The sequence below is a fragment of the Ruegeria marina genome, from assembly GCF_900101475.1.
GTDB classification, from domain to species: domain Bacteria; phylum Pseudomonadota; class Alphaproteobacteria; order Rhodobacterales; family Rhodobacteraceae; genus Ruegeria_B; species Ruegeria_B marina.
In genome coordinates this window covers 1-21,920 of the sequence record NZ_FMZV01000023.1, presented here as the reverse complement: position 1 = coordinate 21,920, position 21,920 = coordinate 1, and the positions used below count along the sequence as shown (strand labels likewise).

The 21,920-nt window shown below is 62.7% G+C and carries 14 protein-coding genes and 1 pseudogene; 7 read left to right on the top strand and 8 right to left on the bottom strand.

The genetic code is table 11. From position 1 onward, the window contains the following. Positions 1 to 83: 83 nt before the first annotated feature. Both BLT75_RS21705 and BLT75_RS21700 read right to left on the bottom strand, forming a co-directional pair. On the bottom strand, positions 84 to 1,721 hold the full coding sequence (locus tag BLT75_RS21705) for a N,N-dimethylformamidase beta subunit family domain-containing protein (protein ID WP_093037169.1): 1,638 nt from the start codon (positions 1,719 to 1,721) through the stop codon (positions 84 to 86). Between the two features lie 4 nt (positions 1,722 to 1,725). Beyond that, positions 1,726 to 4,203 (bottom strand): CoA transferase, encoded by a 2,478-nt coding sequence (locus tag BLT75_RS21700; protein WP_093037166.1) that lies wholly within the window; start codon positions 4,201 to 4,203, stop codon positions 1,726 to 1,728. Positions 4,204 to 4,303: 100 nt separating this feature from the next. Between BLT75_RS21700 and BLT75_RS21695 the strand changes: the two genes are divergently transcribed. Continuing rightward, on the top strand, positions 4,304 to 5,212 hold the full coding sequence (locus BLT75_RS21695) for a GlxA family transcriptional regulator (RefSeq protein ID WP_093037162.1): 909 nt from the start codon (positions 4,304 to 4,306) through the stop codon (positions 5,210 to 5,212). A gap of 744 nt (positions 5,213 to 5,956) precedes the next feature. On the opposite strand, the gene BLT75_RS21690 is transcribed toward BLT75_RS21695, so the two are convergent. Beyond that, positions 5,957 to 6,346 carry a hypothetical protein gene (locus BLT75_RS21690; protein ID WP_245706615.1) on the bottom strand — a complete coding sequence of 130 codons (390 nt, stop codon included), beginning with the start codon at positions 6,344 to 6,346 and terminating at the stop codon, positions 5,957 to 5,959. Further along, positions 6,333 to 6,956 (bottom strand): TetR/AcrR family transcriptional regulator, encoded by a 624-nt coding sequence (locus BLT75_RS21685; RefSeq protein ID WP_093037159.1) that lies wholly within the window; start codon positions 6,954 to 6,956, stop codon positions 6,333 to 6,335. The genes BLT75_RS21690 and BLT75_RS21685 overlap by 14 nt, the downstream gene beginning before the upstream one ends. Positions 6,957 to 7,067: 111 nt before the next feature. On the opposite strand from BLT75_RS21685, the gene BLT75_RS21680 reads away from it, so the two are divergent. Then, positions 7,068 to 8,369 (top strand): efflux RND transporter periplasmic adaptor subunit, encoded by a 1,302-nt coding sequence (locus BLT75_RS21680; protein ID WP_143028627.1) that lies wholly within the window; start codon positions 7,068 to 7,070, stop codon positions 8,367 to 8,369. Beyond that, entirely contained in the window at positions 8,366 to 11,461 is a 3,096-nt protein-coding gene (locus BLT75_RS21675; protein ID WP_093037153.1) for an efflux RND transporter permease subunit, read from the top strand. The genes BLT75_RS21680 and BLT75_RS21675 overlap by 4 nt, the downstream gene beginning before the upstream one ends. A gap of 254 nt (positions 11,462 to 11,715) precedes the next feature. Here the strand turns inward: BLT75_RS21675 and BLT75_RS21670 are convergent, their stop codons facing one another. From BLT75_RS21670 to BLT75_RS21660, 3 genes are read right to left on the bottom strand one after another with little or no spacing between them, the layout of a single operon-like run. Beyond that, positions 11,716 to 15,159, bottom strand: a complete 3,444-nt coding sequence (locus BLT75_RS21670; protein ID WP_093037150.1) for an AAA family ATPase — start codon at positions 15,157 to 15,159, stop codon at positions 11,716 to 11,718. A gap of 3 nt (positions 15,160 to 15,162) precedes the next feature. Continuing rightward, a complete protein-coding gene (locus BLT75_RS21665; protein ID WP_093037147.1) occupies positions 15,163 to 16,407 on the bottom strand; it encodes a metallophosphoesterase family protein in 1,245 nt (414 codons plus the stop codon). After that, positions 16,356 to 17,216: a CoA transferase gene (locus BLT75_RS21660; protein ID WP_093037144.1), complete on the bottom strand. Its 861-nt coding sequence runs from the start codon at positions 17,214 to 17,216 to the stop codon at positions 16,356 to 16,358. Before BLT75_RS21660 ends, BLT75_RS21665 begins: the two co-directional genes overlap by 52 nt. Before the next feature lie 390 nt (positions 17,217 to 17,606). Here BLT75_RS21660 and BLT75_RS21655 point away from each other — a divergent pair, with 390 nt between their 5' ends. The 4 genes and pseudogenes from BLT75_RS21655 (at position 17,607) to BLT75_RS21645 (ending at position 21,555) form a co-directional block, all read left to right on the top strand. Then, on the top strand, positions 17,607 to 18,419 hold the full coding sequence (locus tag BLT75_RS21655; RefSeq protein WP_176828177.1) for a class I SAM-dependent methyltransferase: 813 nt from the start codon (positions 17,607 to 17,609) through the stop codon (positions 18,417 to 18,419). Further along, positions 18,392 to 19,279, top strand: a pseudogene (locus tag BLT75_RS21650) (IS5 family transposase). Before BLT75_RS21655 ends, BLT75_RS21650 begins: the two are co-directional and overlap by 28 nt. Before the next feature lie 76 nt (positions 19,280 to 19,355). Further along, the gene (locus tag BLT75_RS24515) at positions 19,356 to 19,523 is read left to right on the top strand and encodes a hypothetical protein (protein WP_176828175.1); all 168 of its coding nucleotides are present in this window, start codon (positions 19,356 to 19,358) and stop codon (positions 19,521 to 19,523) included. 280 nt (positions 19,524 to 19,803) lie between these two features. Next, the gene (locus BLT75_RS21645) at positions 19,804 to 21,555 is read left to right on the top strand and encodes an adenylate/guanylate cyclase domain-containing protein (RefSeq protein WP_176828172.1); all 1,752 of its coding nucleotides are present in this window, start codon (positions 19,804 to 19,806) and stop codon (positions 21,553 to 21,555) included. Positions 21,556 to 21,634: 79 nt separating this feature from the next. On the opposite strand, the gene BLT75_RS21640 is transcribed toward BLT75_RS21645, so the two are convergent. Beyond that, positions 21,635 to 21,920 (bottom strand): integrase core domain-containing protein (locus BLT75_RS21640; RefSeq protein ID WP_143028625.1); only part of this gene is annotated, 286 nt, incomplete at its 5' end.

Here is a 21,920-nt window from a genome sequence, read left to right as displayed (position 1 = left end):
CCCACCGGCAAATCCGGCGGCGGCTCGGGCAGTCGCCGCCATTTTCTTCTGGCCGTCGGCAGTCGCTATCCCCCGATCGGGCCCTATGTGCCGGTTGCTTTGCCAAACCTGTCGAGCACGTTGCGCGTGATCTGTTCGACCTGCACATCTTGCCGGATCAGGCCCGCGACCCATTCGCAGGTTGCGGCGGTAAAGATCTCGCCCTTGTGACGGCGCCAAGAAACGATCATTCCGTTGCCGCGCTGGCAGGCATCGAGCGTTTCCGGCGTGACCTTTCCGAAAAGCACCTGCGCCTTGAACGCCGCATCGGCCGAGCCGATGTAGAGCGTTTCGCCCCAGACACCGTGGTCGGCCTCGATATTGGTGGCGAGCCCCATAGCGAGGATCTCGATCTCCGGCACGGCGCCGTCGACGCAGGTTGGAAAGGGCAACCCGTCCTCGAAACGATAGTCGAGCCCATCGACCTCATAGCCGAAAATCCGCGCCCGCGCGCCCAGCACATCGCCATATCCAACACCTGCACCGTCGAACGCCCAATGGCCGGGGCGGTAGATGGTGAACCCGCCCGTACCGCCGCCCACACAATTGCCGAGGCCTGCATAGACACCGCGCAGGGCGTTGACGCCGAAGGTCAGCGCGCCGGGGCGGTCCACCGGCGCGACTTCGAAAGCGCCCGAGACAAGGTGCTCCCGGTCGGTTCCCATCAACGGATCCTGGTCGGCTATATACTTGTAGCATACCTGTGTGCGGCCCTCGTCCTCGATCCGGGTCTGCCACAGGAAGTTCCCGGCGAACCGCGCGACATTGCCGCCGGCTTCGACATAGGCATCCACTGCGTCGCGCATTTGGGCGCTCCAGTATTCATCGTGGCCCACGAAGACGGCACAGGCATAGCGGTTGAGCAACCCAGGGTCGCGGTGCAGATCATGCAGCGCGATCACGTCGAACGCATAGCCCTCACCCTCGGCCCAGCGGGCGAAATGGCGCTCATAGCTCGCCCAGCCTGCCGAGGCATATTTCTTGGAATAGCCATAGGCATAGGCCCATTCCATGTAAGGATAGCGGACCATTTCGCCAGGACGGGTCGGCTCTTCCCGCAGCGCGCGGGGCGCGCCCTCGGGCAATCTGCAAAAGCCCCGTGTCCATGGCCGCTGCGTCGAGACGACGGCGGAGAAGGCGTTGCCATTCGGGCCGGTGATACCCTCGTAGTGGTTCGACCCGCCCCAGCAATTATAGGCCAGCCAGGTGCCCGTCGCACAGACCAGAACATAGGGCGGGGGCGGGGCCTCGGGCGCGCTTCTGACCAGGATGATGTGATGCTCTTCGACCCTATCGTCGCCCCTTTGGGCGCGAAATGTGACCAGATAGCCGCCGGGCGTCCAATCATCTGGGATGGTAAAGGCATAGGTCTCGGGCCAGCCACAGCCCTTGACCGAGCAATCCTCCGGCGTGGGATGATGCACCCCCGGCAGGCCCGTCTCGGTCAGCAAGGGGTGATAGGCCAGCCCGTCGCGGCCGATCTCGAGATCCCATTCCGCCGCGGTGGTCGACACATGCAGCGCAACGCGGTCCCCGGGGGCATAGCTCATCTCGGGGGTGTAGCCCCAGATTTCGAGCACCGAGTCATCGCGCGCCGGTCCGATATAATAGTGATCGAGGATATGGCGTGCCTTGGCGCGGGTGCGGGGCGTGATCGCCGGTCCGTTCAGGTCTTTGGTCATGTGTCTACTCCGGCAGATATTTTTCCGACCAGCTCTCGGCTGTCGCGCCTGCGTCGATCATGCCCTGGATGTCGGTGTCGTTGTAGCCGAGGCGCGCAAGGATCTTGCGCGTGTCCTGTCCGTATTTCGGCGCTGGGCCGGGAATGGTGATCCCGGCTTTCCCTGGGCGCACCGCATTGGGCGCGACAAGGTCGACCCAACGGCCCATCGGGTGCCGATCATGGCGCACAGCGCGGAAGGTCGCCTTGCAAATGTCGATTGTCCCTTCGCTTTCCAGCTGGAGTCCGGCGTTGCGGGTGCCATGGAGCGAGCCGAGTGGCGTGATCCCCGTCGAACTGCCGGCGAAGGCGTGCGTCCAATGGGCCACCGGCCTTTTCGCAAACCGGTTGCAAAGCTCGGCTTCCAGATCGGCTTCGCACCCGACGAGATCGGAGAGTTCGGGCACGCGGGCCAAGGCCGTCTCACGCTCTGTCGGCGCGGCGACGAACATCCAGCCATCGGCGGCAGTATAGCAGCGATAGAACGGCCCCCAACCGCGCGCTGCGCGCCCCGAGGGTTCATCGAACGCGGGGCGGCCTTCGAAATCATACATGAACTGGGCCTGGATCATCTCGCCCGCGGCGGCCAGCGAAGCGCGGGCAATACCGCCTTTGCCGGTGACCCTGAGCCGTTCCAACGCCGCGCCAAGGGCCACGCAGGCGCAATACCCGGTCAGTGCATCGATCGTGCCGAAATGGGCGTGTTCCTCGGGTGTTTCCGGTCCACCGCCAAAGCGGGTCATCACACCCGTCGCCGCCTGCGCAAGATCGTCATACCCGAGGTGATCCGATTTCGGCCCCCGACGCGGTCCCCCCCAGGCATCGAGCTGCACCAGAATGAGGCGCGGGTTGATCTCGTTCAGGCGGCTTTCGGTCAGTCCCAGCGAAGCGCGTTGCTGATCGGTGCCGTTCATGGTGATCACGTCCGCCTCGGCCACCATCCGCCAGAGCGCCTCCTGGCCCGCCCCTGAGTGCAGATCGAGCAATATGCTCTCCTTGCCGCGCTGCGCATGCAATCCGAACACCACCGCATTCCAGGGATCGACCGAAGGCCGCACTGGCTGGACCAGCGTGACCTGCGCCCCAAAACGCGCCAGCGTCGATCCGATGGTCGGCCCGGCGATGACATTGGTCAGATCCAGCACCTTCAACCCATCAAGCCAGCCGCCTTTGCCTTGGCCGCCCGAACTTGTGCGCGGCGGTTCCTCTAGAATGCAGCTCAGGTCGCCCCGGACATCATCCGGCTTTGGTCCCGCGATCTTGATCATCGTCCCTGGATCATCCGCGAGCCACGCCACATTGCCCATCTGCCGAATTCGTCCATGGCGGGGGTCGTCAAGTTCGACCACCAGCCCAGACGCCAACGCATGAGGGTCAGCCAGCCATTCGGCCGTGCTGCGCTGTGCCGTGGCAGGGGCCTTGGCCGCGCCGAACAGCGCTTCCCACTCATGCGACGGGCGAGTCAGGAAGGCCGCCTTCATCGCCTCCGAAAGGCGCTGGCGGTCGCGCGCGCCCACCGGATAGCTGCGCAGGGCCCAGTCGGCAGGCCAATCGGCCTTGTCAACATAGACGTCGAAATCCGGCAACTCCTTGAGCAGATCGCCAAGCCCCAGTACCTGAAGCACCCTTTGGGGATGGTTCACGATCGAGCAGGACACGATGTAGAACCCGCGCCCGTCGGCGCAGGTATAGGTACGGTAGAACGGATCGAGGAATTCCGAAAGCTCGGCAAAACTCAGATCGTTGGGCAGCCCCTCGCGGGCTCGCCGCTCCAGCTCCAGCTCACGCGGCGATTTATAGCGGTCGGGGTAGTCCTCGACCTGCTCGCAGTTGTAGACAAGCCCCTCCAGCAGGGCCGAGGCCAGCGGCACCTCGATATGATCGCCCCCCGTCCGGTCCCGCGCTGCCAGCGCAAAAAGCACCGACATCGCGCCGAACGCGGCGCCATAGGCCGAGGCCAACCCCAGCGGCGTAAACGAAGGGTTGATCCCCATCAGCCGCCGGTTCAGCCCCATATCGGTAAACTGCCCGGTGCGCGCCGCGATCACCGCCTCCCAGGCCGCGAGACCCGCGAACTCCGGATCGGTCGAGGCAAAACCGGGGAGCGAAAGAGAGATGATATCGGCATTCGCCTGCCGCAGTGCCTCTGGCCCAAGCCCCAGCCGCTCCATCACGCCGGGGCGGAAGTTCTCGATCACCACGTCGGCGCGGCGCACCAGGTCGAGCGCCGTATCGCGCCCGGCTGCCGACTTGAGGTCAAGCGTCAGCGCGCGCTTGCCGCGCGACAGCATGTCGAAAGCAGGATCCTTCCACCTGGGGCCGCCCGGCGGGTCGATACGGATCACCTCGGCCCCGAGATCGGCAAGCATCATGCCGGCCAGCGGACCGGCCAGATAATGCCCGAAATCAAGCACGCGAACGTGGGAAAGTGGGCGGTTCTGCATGGTCACCTGATCCTGCTCTGGCTGAAAACTCCCACCACTCTAGAAACTTGTCCGGGCATCGCTCATACTCATTCTGCCAAATTTCGGATCAATCCTGCCAATGAGTTCCATCAATGTCTCTGTTTTCCTGTGCGATGCCTTTTCCAACATGGTGCTCGCTTGTCTGCTCGAGCCGTTGCGGGTGGTCCGCGATCAAACCGGCGCGGACATACGCTGGAGCATTCTGACCGATGGCGACCGTGCCGTGACCAGTTCCAGTGGACTGAGCATTTCTCCGGAAATGCCGATAGCGGAAGCGCCCGGCTCCGATCTGGTCCTCCTCATCGGCGGCGACGCCTTTCGCAGGCAAGAGGCGACGCCCGCGCGCAGCCTTCGGCGGTTGATGCAGGGGGCAACCGTGATTGCCGCGGATACCGGTGCCTGGGTACTGGCGCGCGGCGGTTTCCTGGACGGTCGAAAGGCCACGTTGCACTGGCAATTGCTTGAAGAGTTCGCCGAGGAGTTCCCCGGAACCCAGGTCCGCCCCGATCGCCACGTTCAGGATGGCCGGTTCTGGACGTGCGGCAGCGCGGCGGCCGCCCTGGATCTGATGTTGCACTTCATCCGGGACCGGTTCGGTGCTTCGGTCGCCTTCGATGCGGGCGCGATGTTCCTGCATGACAATGCCAGGCGGCACGGCGCCTCCTATCCAGATCAGGCGTTATCACAATCGGTGTCGCCAAAACTCAAACAGGTTGTCGTTCTCATGTCCGAGACGCTCGAAGCACCGTGGCCGATCCCGGATCTGGCGCGACAGGCCCATATATCGGAACGGTCCTTGCGCCGTCTGTTCTGGACGGAATTGCAGATGACTCCGGGTCGGTACTACCTTCTTCTTCGTCTGGCGCGCGCCCGTGAACTGCGTCGCTACAGCGACCTTGCGCCAGACCAGATCGCGTTGCGTTGCGGTTTTGCGAATGCAACCACCCTGACACGCAGCCTGCGCAGGAATTTCACAAGCGAACCCTGACAGGACCGCCCCGCGACTCCCTGACCCTTTCGGCCGAGCCAGATCGAAATGCTCTTGAAGGCTTGAACGATGGAATTCCAGGCGCTGCCCCTGCGTTGAAACGGCCGGTCGGTATCCCTGGAAGCTCTGTATCGGGATAAAATGGATAATCAGGGGCATTCCCAGGGCTCTCGGAGAACCGGACAGGTTTGTTCCGCGCGCCGACCTTGGACAGGGCGGCCCGGAGCCCCGCGCGGGTGAGCGCAGCGGGGCCGGCCGGAAGCGAGAAAAAGGGCGACCGGCTGTTTACCGGCTGATTTGGATTTGCAACGCAAAACGCAGATCCGGCTCGGATCGGACGCTGGCGCAAGGGTGCCACCGAACCTGTTCCCTGCCGAAGCATGCTGCATTACACGGCCACCGCCGGGTGCGCCGAGATTGAGGCTTATCCGGAGCAGAACGCGGCGGATGCCGCGGACGGGGGGCGGGACTCTTGCCCGGTGTCGCCTTCACCGATGCGCCGCTGCGGATCTCGGACATGCCGTGGTTCCGGCACGCGCACGACAAGGAAGTTTCGTCCGGTCAGTTGAAAGGGCCGGGTCGGTCTCGAACTGCATCGCCTGCCATCGGGCCGCCGATCGCGGCGTGTTCAAGGACGATTGAACACAAACTGGGCCAACGACTGGGTCGTGGGACGTTTCCTTCCGAGTTATCTGCCCGAACCCGACACGTTGAGACGTGGGAAGGGCGTTGCTTCATGGGGTTTCACGCCGGGTCCGTCGGCCTGTGCCTGGCCGCCACCCACGCGATGATAGCCCAGACCGTGCAGCGCAGGGTCATCGCGCCGACCGTCCGGGCCTCGTAGACTCCGCCGCGCAAGACATGAAGACCGAACAGGGCAAACACGATTGCGGTTGCCAGGAACACGAGCAGTGACAGGCGCACCGCCCAACGGCGCCCGCGCCACAGGCCGATACCGGCGATGACATAGGCAAACCCGGCCAAGAAGTTGAACCAAAGCACGAAGGGCACGACCGCCCCCATGTCGGCGTTGCCGAACAGGGCGCGTCCGCTGGAAACGATGGTGAGCGCGCCGAAGACAACGGCGAAGCCGCCGGCAACGCGCAGAGAAATCGTGGTTTCAGGGTTGGTCACTGCAGGCTCCCCCTGGTGTGCGCCGCATCATGGCGATTTGAGTGTCGAACAGGCGGCCGCCTTCTTCGACGAGGTGAAAGGACCGGTTGCCCAGCATCCAGCGGATTGCCAGTCCCTGAACCAGCGAGGTGAGGAACACGGCGGCGTCTTCGGCGGCCAGCGAGGGCGGAATGGTTCCGCCCGACTTCATGGTACGCAACTCGGCGACCAGCCGGCCCTGGAAACACGCCAGCAAGTCGCGGAACGCCGCGCGAAGTTCGGCATTCTCGACCTGCATCTCGCGTGAGAACAATATGCTCGGCAATGCCGGACAGAGCTCGATCCGGCGCAACTGGGCCAGAACCAGCGCGCGAAGCCTCTTCTCCGGCGTTTCCACCCCGGCGACCGCGCTGTCCCATGCAGCGGTCAGACGTGTCGCCACGGTTTCCGCCACGGCCAGCCACAGCGCCTGTTTGGTCGGGAAATGACGGAAGATGCCTGGCTGGGTCAGGCCCACGGCCCTGGCCACGTCGCTGGTGGTGATGCGGTCGGGGCCGACCTCGTCGGCGAGTCGAAGCATCGCTTCGACGATCTGCAACTTGCGGTCTTCTGCGGTTCTTCGACGGGCCATTGACGTGCTGCTTGTTAGTGAGTAATAACTAACTAAACGGAACCCCCACAAAGATCAACCGGTTTTCGAAAGTTGCCGCTTGCGACGACCGAGGCACGAGAAGGAGCCGCCTTGGGACGTTTCACTCTTCTCTGGATGCTGCCGCCCCTGGCGATCGGCGCCGCAGCCGCGGCCTGGTTTATCTCGCAGGCCTCCGGCCCGGCCCAGGTTCCCGCCGAAGCGCCCGGTCAGGCCGTGCACGTGCAAAGGGCGCAGGTCCGGGATATCCGCCCAACGGTGCGCGCTTGGGGCAATGTCCGCGCCGCCGAACACTGGACGGCAATCGCCGAGGTGCGCGGGACGGTAATCTGGCGGCACGACAACCTCGAGCCCGGCCGGGTGATCGCAGCCGGCGATGAGGTGCTGCGGCTCGATCCCGCCGACCACGACCTGGCCATCGCCCAGTTCGAGGCCGACCTGACCGCCTTTGCCGCCGAAGTGGCGCAGATCGAGGCCGAGGCTGCCAATACTGGCAAGGTGCTGGCGCTGGAACGGGCGCGGCTGGCCCTGCTGGACAGCGATCTGGCCAGGGTCCGGGACCTCGTTGCCCAGGGCGCCGCCCCACGGGCTCGGGCCGACGAAACCGAACGCGGCGTGCTGGCGGCCCGCCGGGTGGTGACGGAACTGGAAAATTCGTTGGCGTTGATCCCGTCCCGGCAAATGAGGCTGACCGCGCAGGTGGCACGGACCGAGGCGGCGCTGGCAGGCGCGCGACGCGACCTGGAGAACACGAGGATCGCGGTGCCTTACGACCTGCGCGTGACACAGGTTCAGGCCGAACGGTTCCAGTTCATGTCCATCGGCCAGCCGCTGTTTGCCGGCGACGCGATCGACCGGGTGGAAGTGGTGGCGCAGATCCCGATACCGGGTTTCCGGCGGCTGTTGTCCGGGGCGCCCGTAACCGCCGATGTATTGTCCGCCTTGCAGGCCGGTGTAACCTGGCCCATCGACGCCGAGTTGCGGCTGATCGGTGACCCCAGCCAGGTCTGGCAGGGAAAGGTCACGCGGATCGAAGGCGCTCTGGACCCGCGTGCGCGCACCGTTCCCGTTGTGGTCGAGGTGACCGATCCCTATCAGGGCGCGGCGCCGCCGTTCCGCGTTCCCCTGGTGCCGAACATGCAGATGGAAGTGACCCTGACCGGCGCCACACTTGCCGGTGTCGTCACCATCCCGGAAAGCGCCCTGCATGGTGATCTGGTCTACATCGCCGACGAGGCCGACCGGCTCATCCTGCGTCCGGTCACGCTGGCGTTCCGCCAGGACGGTATCGCTGCAATCGTTGACGGGCTGAGCGCCGGAACAAGGGTGGTGACGGATGACATCGCGCCGGCAATTCCGGGCATGGTTCTGCGACCGGTGGAGGCCGTGGAATGATCCGCTGGTTCGCTGCCCACCCGACCGCGGCCAATCTGCTGCTGGTGCTGTTCGTCGCGGCAGGTGTCATGGCCCTGCCGACGCTCAATCGAGAGACCTTTCCGGATTTCCGCCCGGTCGAGGCCGAGATCACCGTGATCTATCGCGGCGCAACGGCGGCGGATGTCGAGGATGCGATCTGCCGGCCGCTGTGGGATGCGGTGCAGGCGGTCGAGTCGCTGAAGGAATTCACCTGCACGGCTCGCGACAACAGCGCCCGCGCGGTGGCGACCATGGCGACAGGGGGCGATGCCCTGCGCTTTGTCAACGATCTGCGCACCGAGGCGGCGGCGATCGACAACCTTCCGGATCTGGCCGAGCCGCCGATCACGCTCGAATTGCACCGCACCGACCTGGTCGCGTCGGTAGCGGTCTCCGGTGACCTGCCGCTGCGTGACCTCGACATCTACGCCGAAGGGCTGGCTGATCGGCTGGCGGCACTGCCGGATGTGGCGCGGGTCGATGTTTCGGGGCTGGGAGACGCGCAATTCCGCATTACCGCGTCGCGCGAGGTTTTGGCCCAGCATGGCCTGACCGCCGCAGGGCTGGCGGCAACGCTCGCCGGGCAAAGCCTGGACCTGCCGGCCGGCACGCTGGAGACCCAAGCCGCCGACCTGCGTATTCGTCTGACCGAACAGCGGCGTTCGATCCAGGACCTGGCGTCGGTGCCGGTTCTGACCCTGGCGAACGGCGCGACACTGACGCTGGGCGAGGTGGCGTCGATCACCGAGAGCTTCGAACCGGCCGAGGAACGGGTTCTGGTCGACGGCCGTCGCGCGGTGCTGCTGGAGGTGCGCAAGCCGCTGGATGCCGATGCGCTGCGGGCGTTGGACTCGATGACGCAGGTGGTCGCGGCGGAAACCGCGCGGCTGCCGGCCGCCTTGAAGGTCGATGTGGTGCAGGACGTGACCTCGATCATCCGTGACCGGCTGGCTATGCTGGTGCAGAACGGGCTGATTGGGTTGGTTCTGGTTGTTGCGGTGATGAGCCTGTTCTTCCGGCCCGGATTTGCAATCTGGGTGGCTATGGGCCTGCCGGTGGCCTTTCTTGGCGCCTTCGTGTGGATGGCGCTGACCGGGCTCAGCCTGAACATGATCACACTGGTGGCGCTGCTGATGGCGATCGGGATCGTGATGGACGATTCCATCGTGATCTCGGAGTCCATCGCGGTCGAGACTGCTGACGGGGTGACGCTGGATGCAGTGGTGCGTGGGGTCACGGCGGTGGCTCCGGGCGTGTTGTCTTCGTTCCTGACGACCGCAGCCGTGTTCACACCGCTGTCGTTCCTGAACGGCGACCTCGGCGCAGTCCTGGAAGTGCTGCCGGTGGTGTTGCTGGCGGCGCTGGCGGCCAGCCTGGTCGAGGCGTTCCTGATCCTGCCGCATCACTTGAAGAGTGGCCTCAAGAACGCCAGAAAAAAGCCGTCGGCGTTTCGCCGCCGTTTCGACGCGGGCTTTGATCTGGTGCGCGACCGAGGGATCGGGCGGCTGGCCGATCTCGCCATCGCCTGGCGGTATCTGTTGGCCGGCCTGGCGCTGGGGGCGCTGATCCTGACCGTCGGCGCTATGCGCGCCGGGATCGTCAAACGAGAGGCGATGCCCGAAATCGACGGTGACGTGATCGAGGCGCGCATCCTGATGCCGCAGGGAACGCCGCTGACGCGGACCGAGGCGGCGGTGGCGCAGGTCGAAGCCGCCCTGTCACGCGTCAACGCGCAGCTTGCCCCGGATCAGCCGGGCGGCCAGGATCTGGTGCAGCGCCGGATCACGCGCTTCAACCGCAACCTGTCGGCCGGCGAGACCGGAACCCATGTCGCCACCGTGTCAGTAGACCTGCTGGGTGCCGAGATTCGCGCGACAGACCTCGACACCCTGATCGCCGCATGGCGCAGGGAAATCGGCGTGCTGCCCGGCGTCACCGCGCTGATCCTGACCGAACCGGGCATTGGCCCGCAGGGCATCGCGGTGGAACTGCATCTGTCGCATCCCGACCTCGCCACGCTCGATGCCGCGGGGCGCGCCACGCTGGCCGAACTGGAAACCTATGTCGGCGTGCGCAACGCCATGCTCGATCTGCGACCGGGCAAGCCCGAACTTCGTCTGGCCCTTCGCACCGGGGCACAGGCGCTGGGGCTGAGCGCCGCCGAGGTGGCCAACCAGATACGCGCCGCCTTTCTCGGCACCGAACTGGCCGATGTGCGCCACGGCGACATCCTGCGCGAGGTCGAGGTGGTGTTCGCAGACAGCGACCGCGATACCCGCGCCGACCTGGAGGATTTCCACCTCGCGCTGGCGGACGGAACGACGGTGCCGCTGGACACCGTGGCCGAGGTTGCCGAAGCGCGCGGCTGGGGTGGCATCACCCATTTCGACGGGCTTCGCCGGCTGACCGTCCAGGCCGATGTCGACGGACGGGTCGGCAACGCCGATGCCATTACTTCTCGGCTGGCCTCCGGTTTCCTGCCCGACCTCGCCATGGCGACGCCCGGGCTCAGCTTCGAGATCGGCGGCCAGGCAGCCAACTCGGCGGAAACCGTGGTGTCGATCCTGCGCGGGTTTTTGATCGGGCTGGTCGGCATCTACGTCGTGCTGTCGTTCCAGTTCCGCAGCTATGTCGAGCCTTTGATCGTGATGCTGACCATCCCGCTGGCCTTTCTCGGCGTGATCTGGGGCCATGTGGCGATGGGCTACAACATCTCGATGCCGTCGCTGGTCGGTGCGGCCTCGCTGGCCGGAATCGTGGTCAACAACGCCATCCTGCTGGTCGGGGTGATCAAGGCGCGCCAGGCCGAGGGCGCGGACGCCGTTCGCGCCGCGGGAGAGGCGGTGCGCAGCCGGTTCCGCCCGATCCTGGTTTCGGTTTCGACAACGATCATGGGCATGGCGCCGCTTCTGGCCGAGACCTCGACCCAGGCGCAAACGCTGAAACCGCTGGTCATCTCGGTCGTGTTTGGCCTGCTGGCGTCGACAGTGCTTGTCCTGCTGGTGTTGCCGTCCTTCTATGCGATCCTTGCCGATTTCAGGATCGGGCGAGCCAGTCGCGACGCGAGTTGACGGGTCCTTTCGAAGATGTCGCCAGAGACGCTCAGCGGCTTTGGGGCTGCCATCTCGCGTTTCCTGCTACACAATTCCCGACGTCGGCAGCCGTAGCGCCTGCCCGCGAAGCCCCAGCGCGTCTTACTCGCAAAACAGCAGCAAATCTGGCCGAGGGGCAGTTCGGCCGAGCACTGCGTCCCATATCAAGAACTTCGGCCTGGCATCCTCGGTCTCTTTCATTTCAGCGGTCTCGCTTGAGCGTTGCCGAGGTATTATTCGGGTAATTCGTGGATACATACAGATGGGCATGCATTCCTTGCGATGTCGCGCAGATGCGCGTGATGAGTAAGGTAGATCACCTGGCCGGTTTTGCTCATCTCAGCCAGAAGACCAAAGGTCACGGCTGTGCGGTCGTCGTCGAAACTTTCCATGATGTCATCGGCAATGAACGGCACTGGGCCGTTGTTGCGCGCAAACTCATGGTAGCCTGCAATGCGCAGGGCAAGGTAGAGTTGAGCCCGGGTGCCTTCTGAGAGTTGGTCGGCCTGTTTCGAACCACCCCCTGCCGCCAGCGCCACCAATACCTCTCGGGAGTCATCCGGCTGTGCGGCAAGGCCGGAATAGCGATTCCGCGTCATGATACGGAATGCTTCTGATGCGCGTTCGAGCATACCGCTGCGGTGCGTGTCGCGATAGCTCCTGAGGGCAGCGTCGACGGCCAAGAGCCCCAACCGCTGCCTGAGGTGACGCCGGGCGCCGTCCTCAATCTCAAGCAGCAATGTCTGGCGTTGTTCTTCCAGGCGGGCGACCGCGCCGTCGCCGCCGACCGCTTCGACGGCCTCTTCTGCCTTGCGGAAGGCATCCTGCGCTTCTTCCTGTGCCGTGCGCAGGGTTTTCAAGTCGGTGCGCAGGCTGTCGGCGCGTGTGGCGAGCACATCGGCATCCAGTTCACGCAGTTGCGCACGTGCTTCTTCAACAGTATCGCATCGCATCCCCGCACAGAGATCTTCGGTGAGTTCGCGCTGAGCTTCGCGCTGTTTCGATAATTCACCTGCTCGCGTGAGCGCATTGCGTGCCTCGGCCCAACTTGCGACCCCAAAGTGACGGGAGAACTCGGCGGTCCTGTTGCGATGGATCGCGGCTTCCTCTTCCAACTTCGAAAGAGCTTGCGTCGCCTTCACCAAACGATCTGAGAGATTGGCCCTCTGGTCTTCGCGGCTTTCGGCTGCGCGCTTTCGCTGGGTGATGCCACGCCACAGGTCGGCTGTTGGCAGATCGGTCGCCATGTCGAGACGACCCGCCAAATCGCAAACCTTTTGTTCAAACCTTTCACGGTTGGATTGCATCGTCGTTATCCGGTGGGTGAGTTCGACGATGCGTCCCTGATGTTCACGTAGCCGGTCAAGCTCTTCGAGGATCGCGCGCATCTCGCCGACAGTGGGTGGCGCGTCCGCCATCCAGGTGTCGGCACAGGCGGCCCCCCAGTCTTTCTGCCATGTGGCGCGCGCATCATCAGCCTTCAGCTTGTTGCGCTCACGCAAGGTAAGATTTTGGCGCGCCTCGGCTACGGATACGCTCAAAGCCTCAACCCTGGACGCCTGGTCCAACAAAAATTGAGCGGTTTCGAGGGCAAGGGCCAGGCTCATGTCTTCGGGTATTTCGCGGCCAGCCTGTGCCAGCGCCTTCGAAAGATCCAAACGCGCTTGGGTGACGCCCTGCGCGCGCCGGACGAGATCTCGTGCCTTGTCATCACGCCTGATCAGGGCATCGTGTGCCGTGTCGAGCTTCTCGAGCCAAGCGAGGAAGGTTGACAGGTTGATGTCGACAGGGAGCGCAGGCGATACCTTGGTTGCGATGTCGGCCAGCCGTTTTGCCAGGTTTCCGCGCAGCTCGCTGGCCTCGGCCGCCTTGACTTTGGCAGCGTCAATTTGTTGTTGGGCTTCGGCCAACGCACGCTCGGCCTCGGCAGTCTTTTCGGCATGGGCGCGCTGATCGGCCAGGGTGGCTGTCACCTGGTCGTCGAGGCGCATTGCGGCCTCGAAACGCTCTGCGGTCTCCTTCGTCAGATCCGCTCGGTGGCGGGCCCATTCGGATTCCCGGCGGGCTCGCATTTGGGCGGCCTCTTCCAAAGTAACCGCGGCGGTTGTGCCGATTGCATCGCGCCGAGCGAGCGCTTGGGTTGCGGCCTGTTTCAATTGCTCCAGCCGATCATGCGCCCGGTCGACCGCCCTGTCTGCCTCAGCGATTTCCGCGCCCAGTTGCTCCAGATCGGCATGGTCTGGCCGTGTCAAATTCGCCAAATCATCTTTGTTGCCCGTCCACGGAGAGAGCGCTAATAACGCGGATTTCAAACGCGCTTCCGTCTCTTCCAATTCGGTGCTTGCGCGGTCGTGTGCGCCGACAGGATCATCGCGGCGAAGGTTTTGTACCAAACCGGCCAGCCCACCCAATTCAGACACGCTTCCTCCAGCCTCACGTAAACGCCGCTCGGCGCGCTCCAGGTTGTCGGTGGCAACCAGCAATTCCCCATTCGCCGACTCGCAAGCGGTTTCCACACCTGAACTTTGTTCGATCAATGCGCGCAGGCGCCCTAGAGTTCTTGCTTCGGGCAACAGCGTGGCCGGATCCGCCCCGACTTGCCCTAGTCGCGACAGGCAATCGTTGACTGCTCCGGTCTTTGCGTCGAGTTCTCCGCGCCGTTTGGGCAAGTCCTCCACTGCCGTGTCATGGGCCGATTTCAACAGCTCCGCCGCCTTGATGTCCTCAAGTGCATCCAGAAGAGGTTCGTCTGGATGGAGGCCGTTCAATTCGGCCTCCAACCCTGCCACAGCCTTTTTCGCGGCCTCAAGCCGGGTGGCAATGGCAGTCTCGGCGCGGTCCATTTCCGGAAGCTCAGCAAGCCACCCTTCCGGAGGTTCCGGCAGCGCACCGTAACTGGCGATCTGCGCCATCAGGCGGTCCAGCCGCGGCACAAGGGGCAGGGCGGCGATTTGGCGGTCTGTCTCGATCACATCGGTCTGCGCGGCTTCCGCCGCTTCGCGCGCTTGATGCCAGATATTCCTTGCCCGATCACGTTCAGCCGACAGGCGGGCATATTCGGCCGCTGCCGTATCGAGTTCCCTGATCTGCCTACCCAAGTCCTCGTATTCGGCGCCAAGATCACGCAACACACCCTTGCGTCCGGTCCTGTTCAGGAACTCCTCGGACTCTGCACGCAACTCGTCCAACTGCGCCGCCAGATCGGTCAACCCGGCACTCGCCTGAAACAGCAATTCACCCAGATCCCCTTTGCTGGCCAGGATGCTTTCGCCTCCTTCACCCAAGGTCTGCCGATTAAGCGAGAACATCGCCGCATAGGACGAGCGGTCGAGTCCTCGCAGGCCGCCATGCAGCAGCGCTTCACCCAACGGTCCACCGCTGGCGTCCAGCAGGGAATTGTCGCGTTTCTTGACCCGAAGCAGTTCATGTGTCCGCCCGTCGATTTGCAGCGCGGCCCCCAACTGCATCGACGGATAGGGGTGAATGAAGTCCATGCGGCTTCGCACAGGGATCTGGAACAGCATGTCCAGCCAACCTTCGAGCAGGGTTGATTTCCCAGCCTCGTTAGCGCCGTAGATCACATGCAAATCGGGGTCACCAGGGGGCGGGACGGGAAACGACAAGCTCAGATCGGTGAACTTGCCAAAACGGGTTAGGTCGAGCCGGTTCAGTCGCATCGTTCAACCATCGGTCTCTTCGAGGCGTGCAAGCACCTCCATTGCACCCTGCTGCATCGCGTCGGCAATAGCGGCGGTAGTCTCTGCCTCACTATCCCCAAGAAGTCCTCGCAGCTCGCGTGGAAGGTGCTTCAGCAGCCGTTCCACGTCTTCCAGAACGGTCGGATCATCTGGGGGAAGACTTTGCCGCATGATGATCTGAGCTAGCTCCTCCACCGCGCCTCCAGTGGATGTATTGCTGACGGTGGTCAACGCGACCTCGATCTTGTCGATCCAGAGCGTGCCGATCTGCTCGGCGACGTTCTGTGCCTCGGCATGCAGCAGGTCGAGGTCACGTCCCGCTCTCCAGGCCAGTGGAGTTTCTCCGGTTAGCACGGACCGAACGATCAGATGTTCACCTGCGTGATCACGCCGCGCCGTGCGCAGTGCGTGCTTCAGTGCCTGAATTAGGTCCGGCCAGTCAGACAATTGGAGGCAATCCACCGAGAGACGTTCGAACTGCGCCATTGCAAGGTGCCGTTCTTCTGTTGCGACCGAACCGTCGTCGCCCACCGAAACCAGCGTCACCGACTTGTTCCCGGCCTCGCCGATGTCGCGTCCCTGCGGTATTCCTGGCATGACTACGGTTGTCGCGCCGGGGTAAATGCTCCGTCGATGGATGTGGCCCAACGCCCAATAGTCGAAGCCGGTAGCTTGAAGGTCGGCCAGCGTGCAAGGTGCATAGGGGTCATGCCCTTGAGCCCCTCCGAGGGACGTGTGTAGCATCCCGATATTGAAAGCACCTTTCACCGGCGGCCCAAAACGGTCCAACAGAGTGTCGGGTGCATGGGGGTCACGAAAAGAAATACCGTGAACAGCGACTGAATGATCGTTCCAGTCAGTCCGGATGACTTCTGATTTGCCCGGAAACACGATGACGTTCTCAGGTAAAGTCAATTCACGGGTAATTCTAGATGCTGCGTCATGGTTGCCTCGGATAACGAAAACAGGAATACCGGCCGCGGCCAGCCTCTCCATTTCTTGTGCCAGGAAACGGGCGGTCTTCATTGAAGTCTGGCTGCCGTCATAGAGATCCCCGGCAATCAGTAGCGCCTGGACATCTTCGGCCAAGCACAGATCGACGATCCGCCGGAACGTGGACCGGGTCGCGTTTCCGACCACTTCGGCCAGCGCCTCGTCGCGCAAGGCCAGAGACTTTAACGGCGAGTCCAAATGAATATCGGCAGTATGAACGAACCGAAAGGCCAATTTGGTTCTCCGTCAAGCATTAAACCTATGGGAGAAATTGAAACCACGAAGCCGAAACCGTCAAGGCAGAAGTATCGAGATCGCTTATGTTCAACGAGAACACTGGGGTGCAGACAGCGTATCGTTTTCCTCGAAATCCCCAATGACAAGATGCGCACCAGCACGACGTCCTGACCCCCGGCGAGAGCGCCTGGCTGCGCGTCCTGCGCCTGGGCGGCTCCTGCGGCGCCTCTGCGAGCCCGGACGCAGCCAGATCCTTCGGCGGCAAACACTCGCTTTCCGGCGGGAACGACAGCATCGAACAGGATCGGGCCGCGGACCAGCTTCATGTCTCCGACCTCGGGGTGGGAGACGGCGTCGATCAGTCCATGCGCGGCGACATGGTCCTGATCCAGGGCCTCGCCGATGCTGAGGATGGGGGCATTCGGGACATCGAACTCGGTCAGCCGTTCCAGCCAGATGGCTGTCGCATTCCGCTGCATGATCTCGCGGATGATCGGTTCGAGCACGTCGCGATTTGAAGGCCGCTGCCTGTATTCCGCGAAGCGAGGGTCGTCGATGAGATCTTCACGCCTGAGGCAGCGCTCGAAATTGTGCCAGAACCTTTCGGTCAGACAGGCGACGATGACATGACCGTCGCTGGTGGGAAAGGAGCCGTCGGGCACGATCGACGGATGCCGCGTGCCGACCGGCTGGGGGCTTTCACCGGCGACGAAGTAGATCTGCGACAGGTAGCCCTGCATCGCGATCAGGCTGTCGAGCATGGCGACCGTGACCTGTCCGACGGGTGCCTTCCGCGGCGAGCCCATGGGGCTGTCCCGCGCGACCCGGAACGCCCCCGTCCAACGAAGCCGACGACCACCCGCGCGCTAGAACGCGGTGGCCCGGAAGACAGGCGTGGATGAGCGGGGCGGTGTCAGGCGGGGGCGACAAAACAGGCGTCGGCGACTTGGCGGCGGATATGGTGTTTCAACTCGAAAGCGGTTGGCGGATCCGGCCCAAACCGGAAACCCGTGAAACTGGCAGCGAACGACCAAATTGAGCCCGCATCGGTCTCCGGAAATGTGCTAATATCATTTGAGACCTCAGCAACCGGCGGCGGGTGAAATGAAAAACTTGACCGAATTTCTGGCGAATCGTGTCTCGGCGACGATCCATGAAAACCATAGGGCTCCTGTTAAGTCATGGCCTGTAGAACCATGACAGGCAATTCCGGTTTTCAACTGAAAAAGGGAGGCCCAGAAGTTTATGAGCAATGCTGGGTCCGCGCCCAGATGGGGCGCGCTGCGGAGGAACTAGTCACGGCTGCCGGTGTCAAACCAGGCCACCGTGTTCTCGATACGGCCTGCGGTACCGGCGTCGTGGCCCGAACCGCTGCAAGACACTCCGGTGCAGCCGCCAATGTGACCGGAACTGATGTCAGCGCCGACATGTTGGAAGCCGCAGAGCGTTTTGCCGTTGCGGTCGGTCTTCCAGAAATCAGGTGGGTTGAATGCGACGCCGCTAGCATGCCTCTGCCCGATGCGACTTTCGATGTCGTGCTTTGCCAGCAGGGGCTTCAGTTCATGCCGGACAAGGATGCCGCGATGGCCGAGATGGCGCGTCTGTTGAAACCCGGCGGCAACCTCGCACTTAGCGTCTGGAAGACACGCTCGCCGATCGGCACGGCTTTCACGACCGTTCTGGACCGTGAATTCGGCGAAGGCACGACCGCGCCATGGGAGATGGTCTATTCGCTGGGAAATCGAGATACGCTCCACGAACTTTCCAAGGCTGCGGGTTTAAAGGATGCCCATGTCGTCCTGGATGTGAAGTTTGCCCGCTATCCCGACGCCGAGGAATTCATCACGGGCGCCCTTGCCGGTTCGCCGTTGGCCGAGACCATGGCCAAGCTGCCGGAAACTGAGCACCGAAGGCTGATCGGTGAGATCGTTGCCGAGCTTGCCGATTGTCACGACGACGATGGCCTTGCAGTTCCCTCCCAATGCTTGACCCTTACGGCACGGAGGTGAAATGGCAGAACTGTCCGCAACTGAGACCTCTAAGGCCAGGGCAGCGAACGACCGGTTTTGAATTGGGCCAACCGAGCTTCAGCGACACCGCGATCCAGACATGTCCGACAATGAAGGTGCTCTTCGGCAGGCCGTTGCGCCAGACGACGGGGTTCGTGCAAAGCCTGTTTAAGCTTGTCGGTTTGGACTGGGTGGTACCGGACTTCAGTACCCTGTGCCGCCGTTAACGAACGCTGAACGTTCGCATCCCCTATCGTGGCGGCAAGGGACCACTGAACCTGCTCATCGACAGCACCGGCATCAAGGCCGAAGGCGAAGGGGAATGGAACGCCCGCAAGCATGGTGGCGAAAAACGACGTATCTGGCGCAAGATACACATCGGCATCGATGAAGAAACGCTGGAAGTCCGGGCCGTCGAGATCACCGGAAGCAACATCGCAGATGCACCTGTCCTACCGGAACTGCTGGAGCAGATCCCGCCGGATCAGAAGATCAGTAGCGTCACCGCCGACGGTGCCTGCGACACCCGAAAGTGCCACCAAGCAATTGCCGCTCGAAACGCGGCCGCTGTCATACCGCCCCGAAGAAACGCCAAGCCATGGAAACCGACGAGCCCGGGCGCCGTCGCACGCAACGAAGTTCTGCGAGCCTCAAGGTACCTGGGTCGCGCTATCTGGCGACGATGGAGCGGTTATCACCGCAGGAGCCGTGTCGAGTCTAGGATGAACTGTATCAAGCTGCTTGGTCAGTCATTGATGGCTCGAGACTTCGATCGCCAGGCCGCGGAATTGCAGGTCCGCATCGCCGTGCTGAACGGCTACACCGCGCTTGGCATACCCGTCACCATGCCCGTCGAGTAAATCCGTCCGGGGAAAGCAGAAGTCCGCTCCTTGGCTGATTTATGCAACAACGCCCTACAACGCCCAGAATGCGCTCATGCTGGAGCGCAAGGAGGACATGAAAAAGCGCGGTATCCCTTCACCTGACGTCGCCGATGCCTTCGCGCTCACCTTCGCTTATCCAGTAATGTCCCGGGACGCAGAGGACGAAGAGGAGGAGGTAGAATTCTGGGCAACAGGACGGGACCCGACAACGGGATACTGAGTTGGTCCGGGCATCGCTGTCGTTATGATGGTCGGCTTTGCTCTGCCCGGCATACCCACACCTTTAGACCATGCTCGGCCAGGTGCCAAAGAATGCTATGCCGGCCAAAGCAGACATCTGGCAGAATGGTTCAGATGTCGACTTTGAGCCCCAAGCGGACCACGAAAGCGCACAAAAAACCCGACGCATACGGGCAAGCCATGGGATTGTATTTCTGTCGATGGCGATACGCGATTGAAATCGATCTTTTCAACTGACACTATCTCTTATGAAACGCCGATTGACCACCATTGTAGCCGCCGATTTGGTCGGTTTTTCTCGCCTGATGGCAGAAGATGAAGAGGGGGTCATAAGGCGATTGCGGAAGGCCCGTGCAGAGGTCATCGATCCCGCCGTCGAGGACGCAAACGGGCGCATCATCAAGACGATGGGCGATGGGCTCCTGGTCGAATATCCGTCACCCGTGTCTGCGCTGCGCTCGGTTATCTCAGTACAGGAACAAATGCGCGCGCGCGAAACCGGCCCCGAAGAGCAACGCCTGCGCTTTCGCGTTGGAGTGAACTTGGGCGATGTCGTGGAGGACGGTGCGGATATTCTCGGCGACGGCGTTAATGTCGCGGCTCGTCTTGAGACCCTCGCGCACCCTGGTGGCATCTGTATCTCCCGCAGCGTTCACGATCAGTTGCGCGGGAAGATTGACGCACAAATGATCGCCCTCGGGCCACAGATGGTAAAGAACATTCCGGAACCGATCGACGTCTGGCGGGTGGAAATTGAAGGCGTGACAGCCTCTGCAGAGGCAAAGACGAGTGAACGGCCATCCATCGCTGTGCTTCCATTCGACAATATGTCCGCCGATCCGGAGCAGGAGTTCTTTGTCGATGGACTTGTCGAGGATGTCATCACCGAACTCAGCCGGTTCCGCAGCCTCTTCGTCATCGCCCGCAATTCGACCTTCGTTTACAAGGGGACGGCGACAGACATACGTAAGGTCGCGCGCGAACTTGGGGTGCGCTACGTCGTCGAGGGCTCCGTGCGGCGGGGCGGAAATCGCATCCGCCTGACGGCGCAGTTGATAGAGGCCGCTTCTGGAACCCATGTGTGGGCGGATAAATGGGATCGGACGGTGGATGATCTGTTCGCCCTGCAAGACGAGTTGACCACCGCAATCGTTAGTGCGGTCGAGCCGGAACTCGGGGCACATGAACGCCAGATCGCCCGCAAGAGACCCTCCAGCAGTCTGACCGCATGGGAATTGTGCCAGCGAGGCCTCTCCGACCAAATGAAATACACTGCCGAGGGTCTGGATGCCGCCGAGGCCTTCTTTCGTCAGGCAATAGCGATTGACCCGAACTTTGCAGATCCCTACGCAATGATCGGTCGCGTCGGCTGGACGCGCGTCGGATCTGGTTGGAGTGCTGATCCGCCCTCTGAAATTCAAGCTTCGATTGCCAGTGTGCGGCGCGCCCTTGAACTGGATGACAGGCACGAGGTCGCATATCTCGTTCTTGGGGTCCTGCTCGCCATTTCAGGCGATCCCAGCGACGGAATGGCGGCGGTAAAACGCGCATTGGCCCTGAACCCCAACAATGCTCAATGCCACTACGCAATGTGTATGGTGACCCTGTTCGATCCGGACACCGATGGCGAACTCATGCTGCGCAGCGCCGAGGCCGCTATCAAACTCAGCCCCAAAGACCCAAGGGCTACGATGTGCTATTTCCTCAGCGCCATAGGCCGTTGGGTTATGGATGAGTTCGTTCCGTCAGACGAGTACTTGGGGGACCTCGAAACCGCTTGCAGATACAACAACGCTCCTTGGTTCGCCTTCATGATCTGCGCGGTTGCTTGCGCCAAACGAGGCTTCACGGAGAAAGCACGAAAATATTTGTCTGCCGCCCTGGAACGACGGCCAGAATTGACGAAAGAAAACTATCGAAAAGCATTTCTGCATCCTTCTTGGCCGGACTGGTATGAGTACGATCTTGATGCGCTAGAAACTTTGGTTGGACTGGGCTTACCGAGAAATTAGGCTGATGCGCCTCTCGGACATTTCACAAGATCATTTCGTTTCACCAGCAGACTGGTCTTGCCCCCATTTCACCGGACACTCAGGCGGTTGCGGTTTGAGCTGCGATGAACTCGCGTGGCGAGCGCATTTTCAGCCCTGAGTGCGGGTGGTTGTCGTTGTAGTCCTCGATCCAGCCTCCGATCAATCCGAGAACGGTTTTGGCATCCGGCAACGGTGTCACCTGGACGTAATCGCGCTTGAGTGTCTTTACGAAGGCCTCCGAGATTCCGTTGCTCTGCGGGCTCTGAACCGGCGTGAAGCAGGGCTTCAGACCCAGCTGGCGGGCGAAGATCTGCGTGTCCTTCGCGATGTAAGGCGAGCCGTTA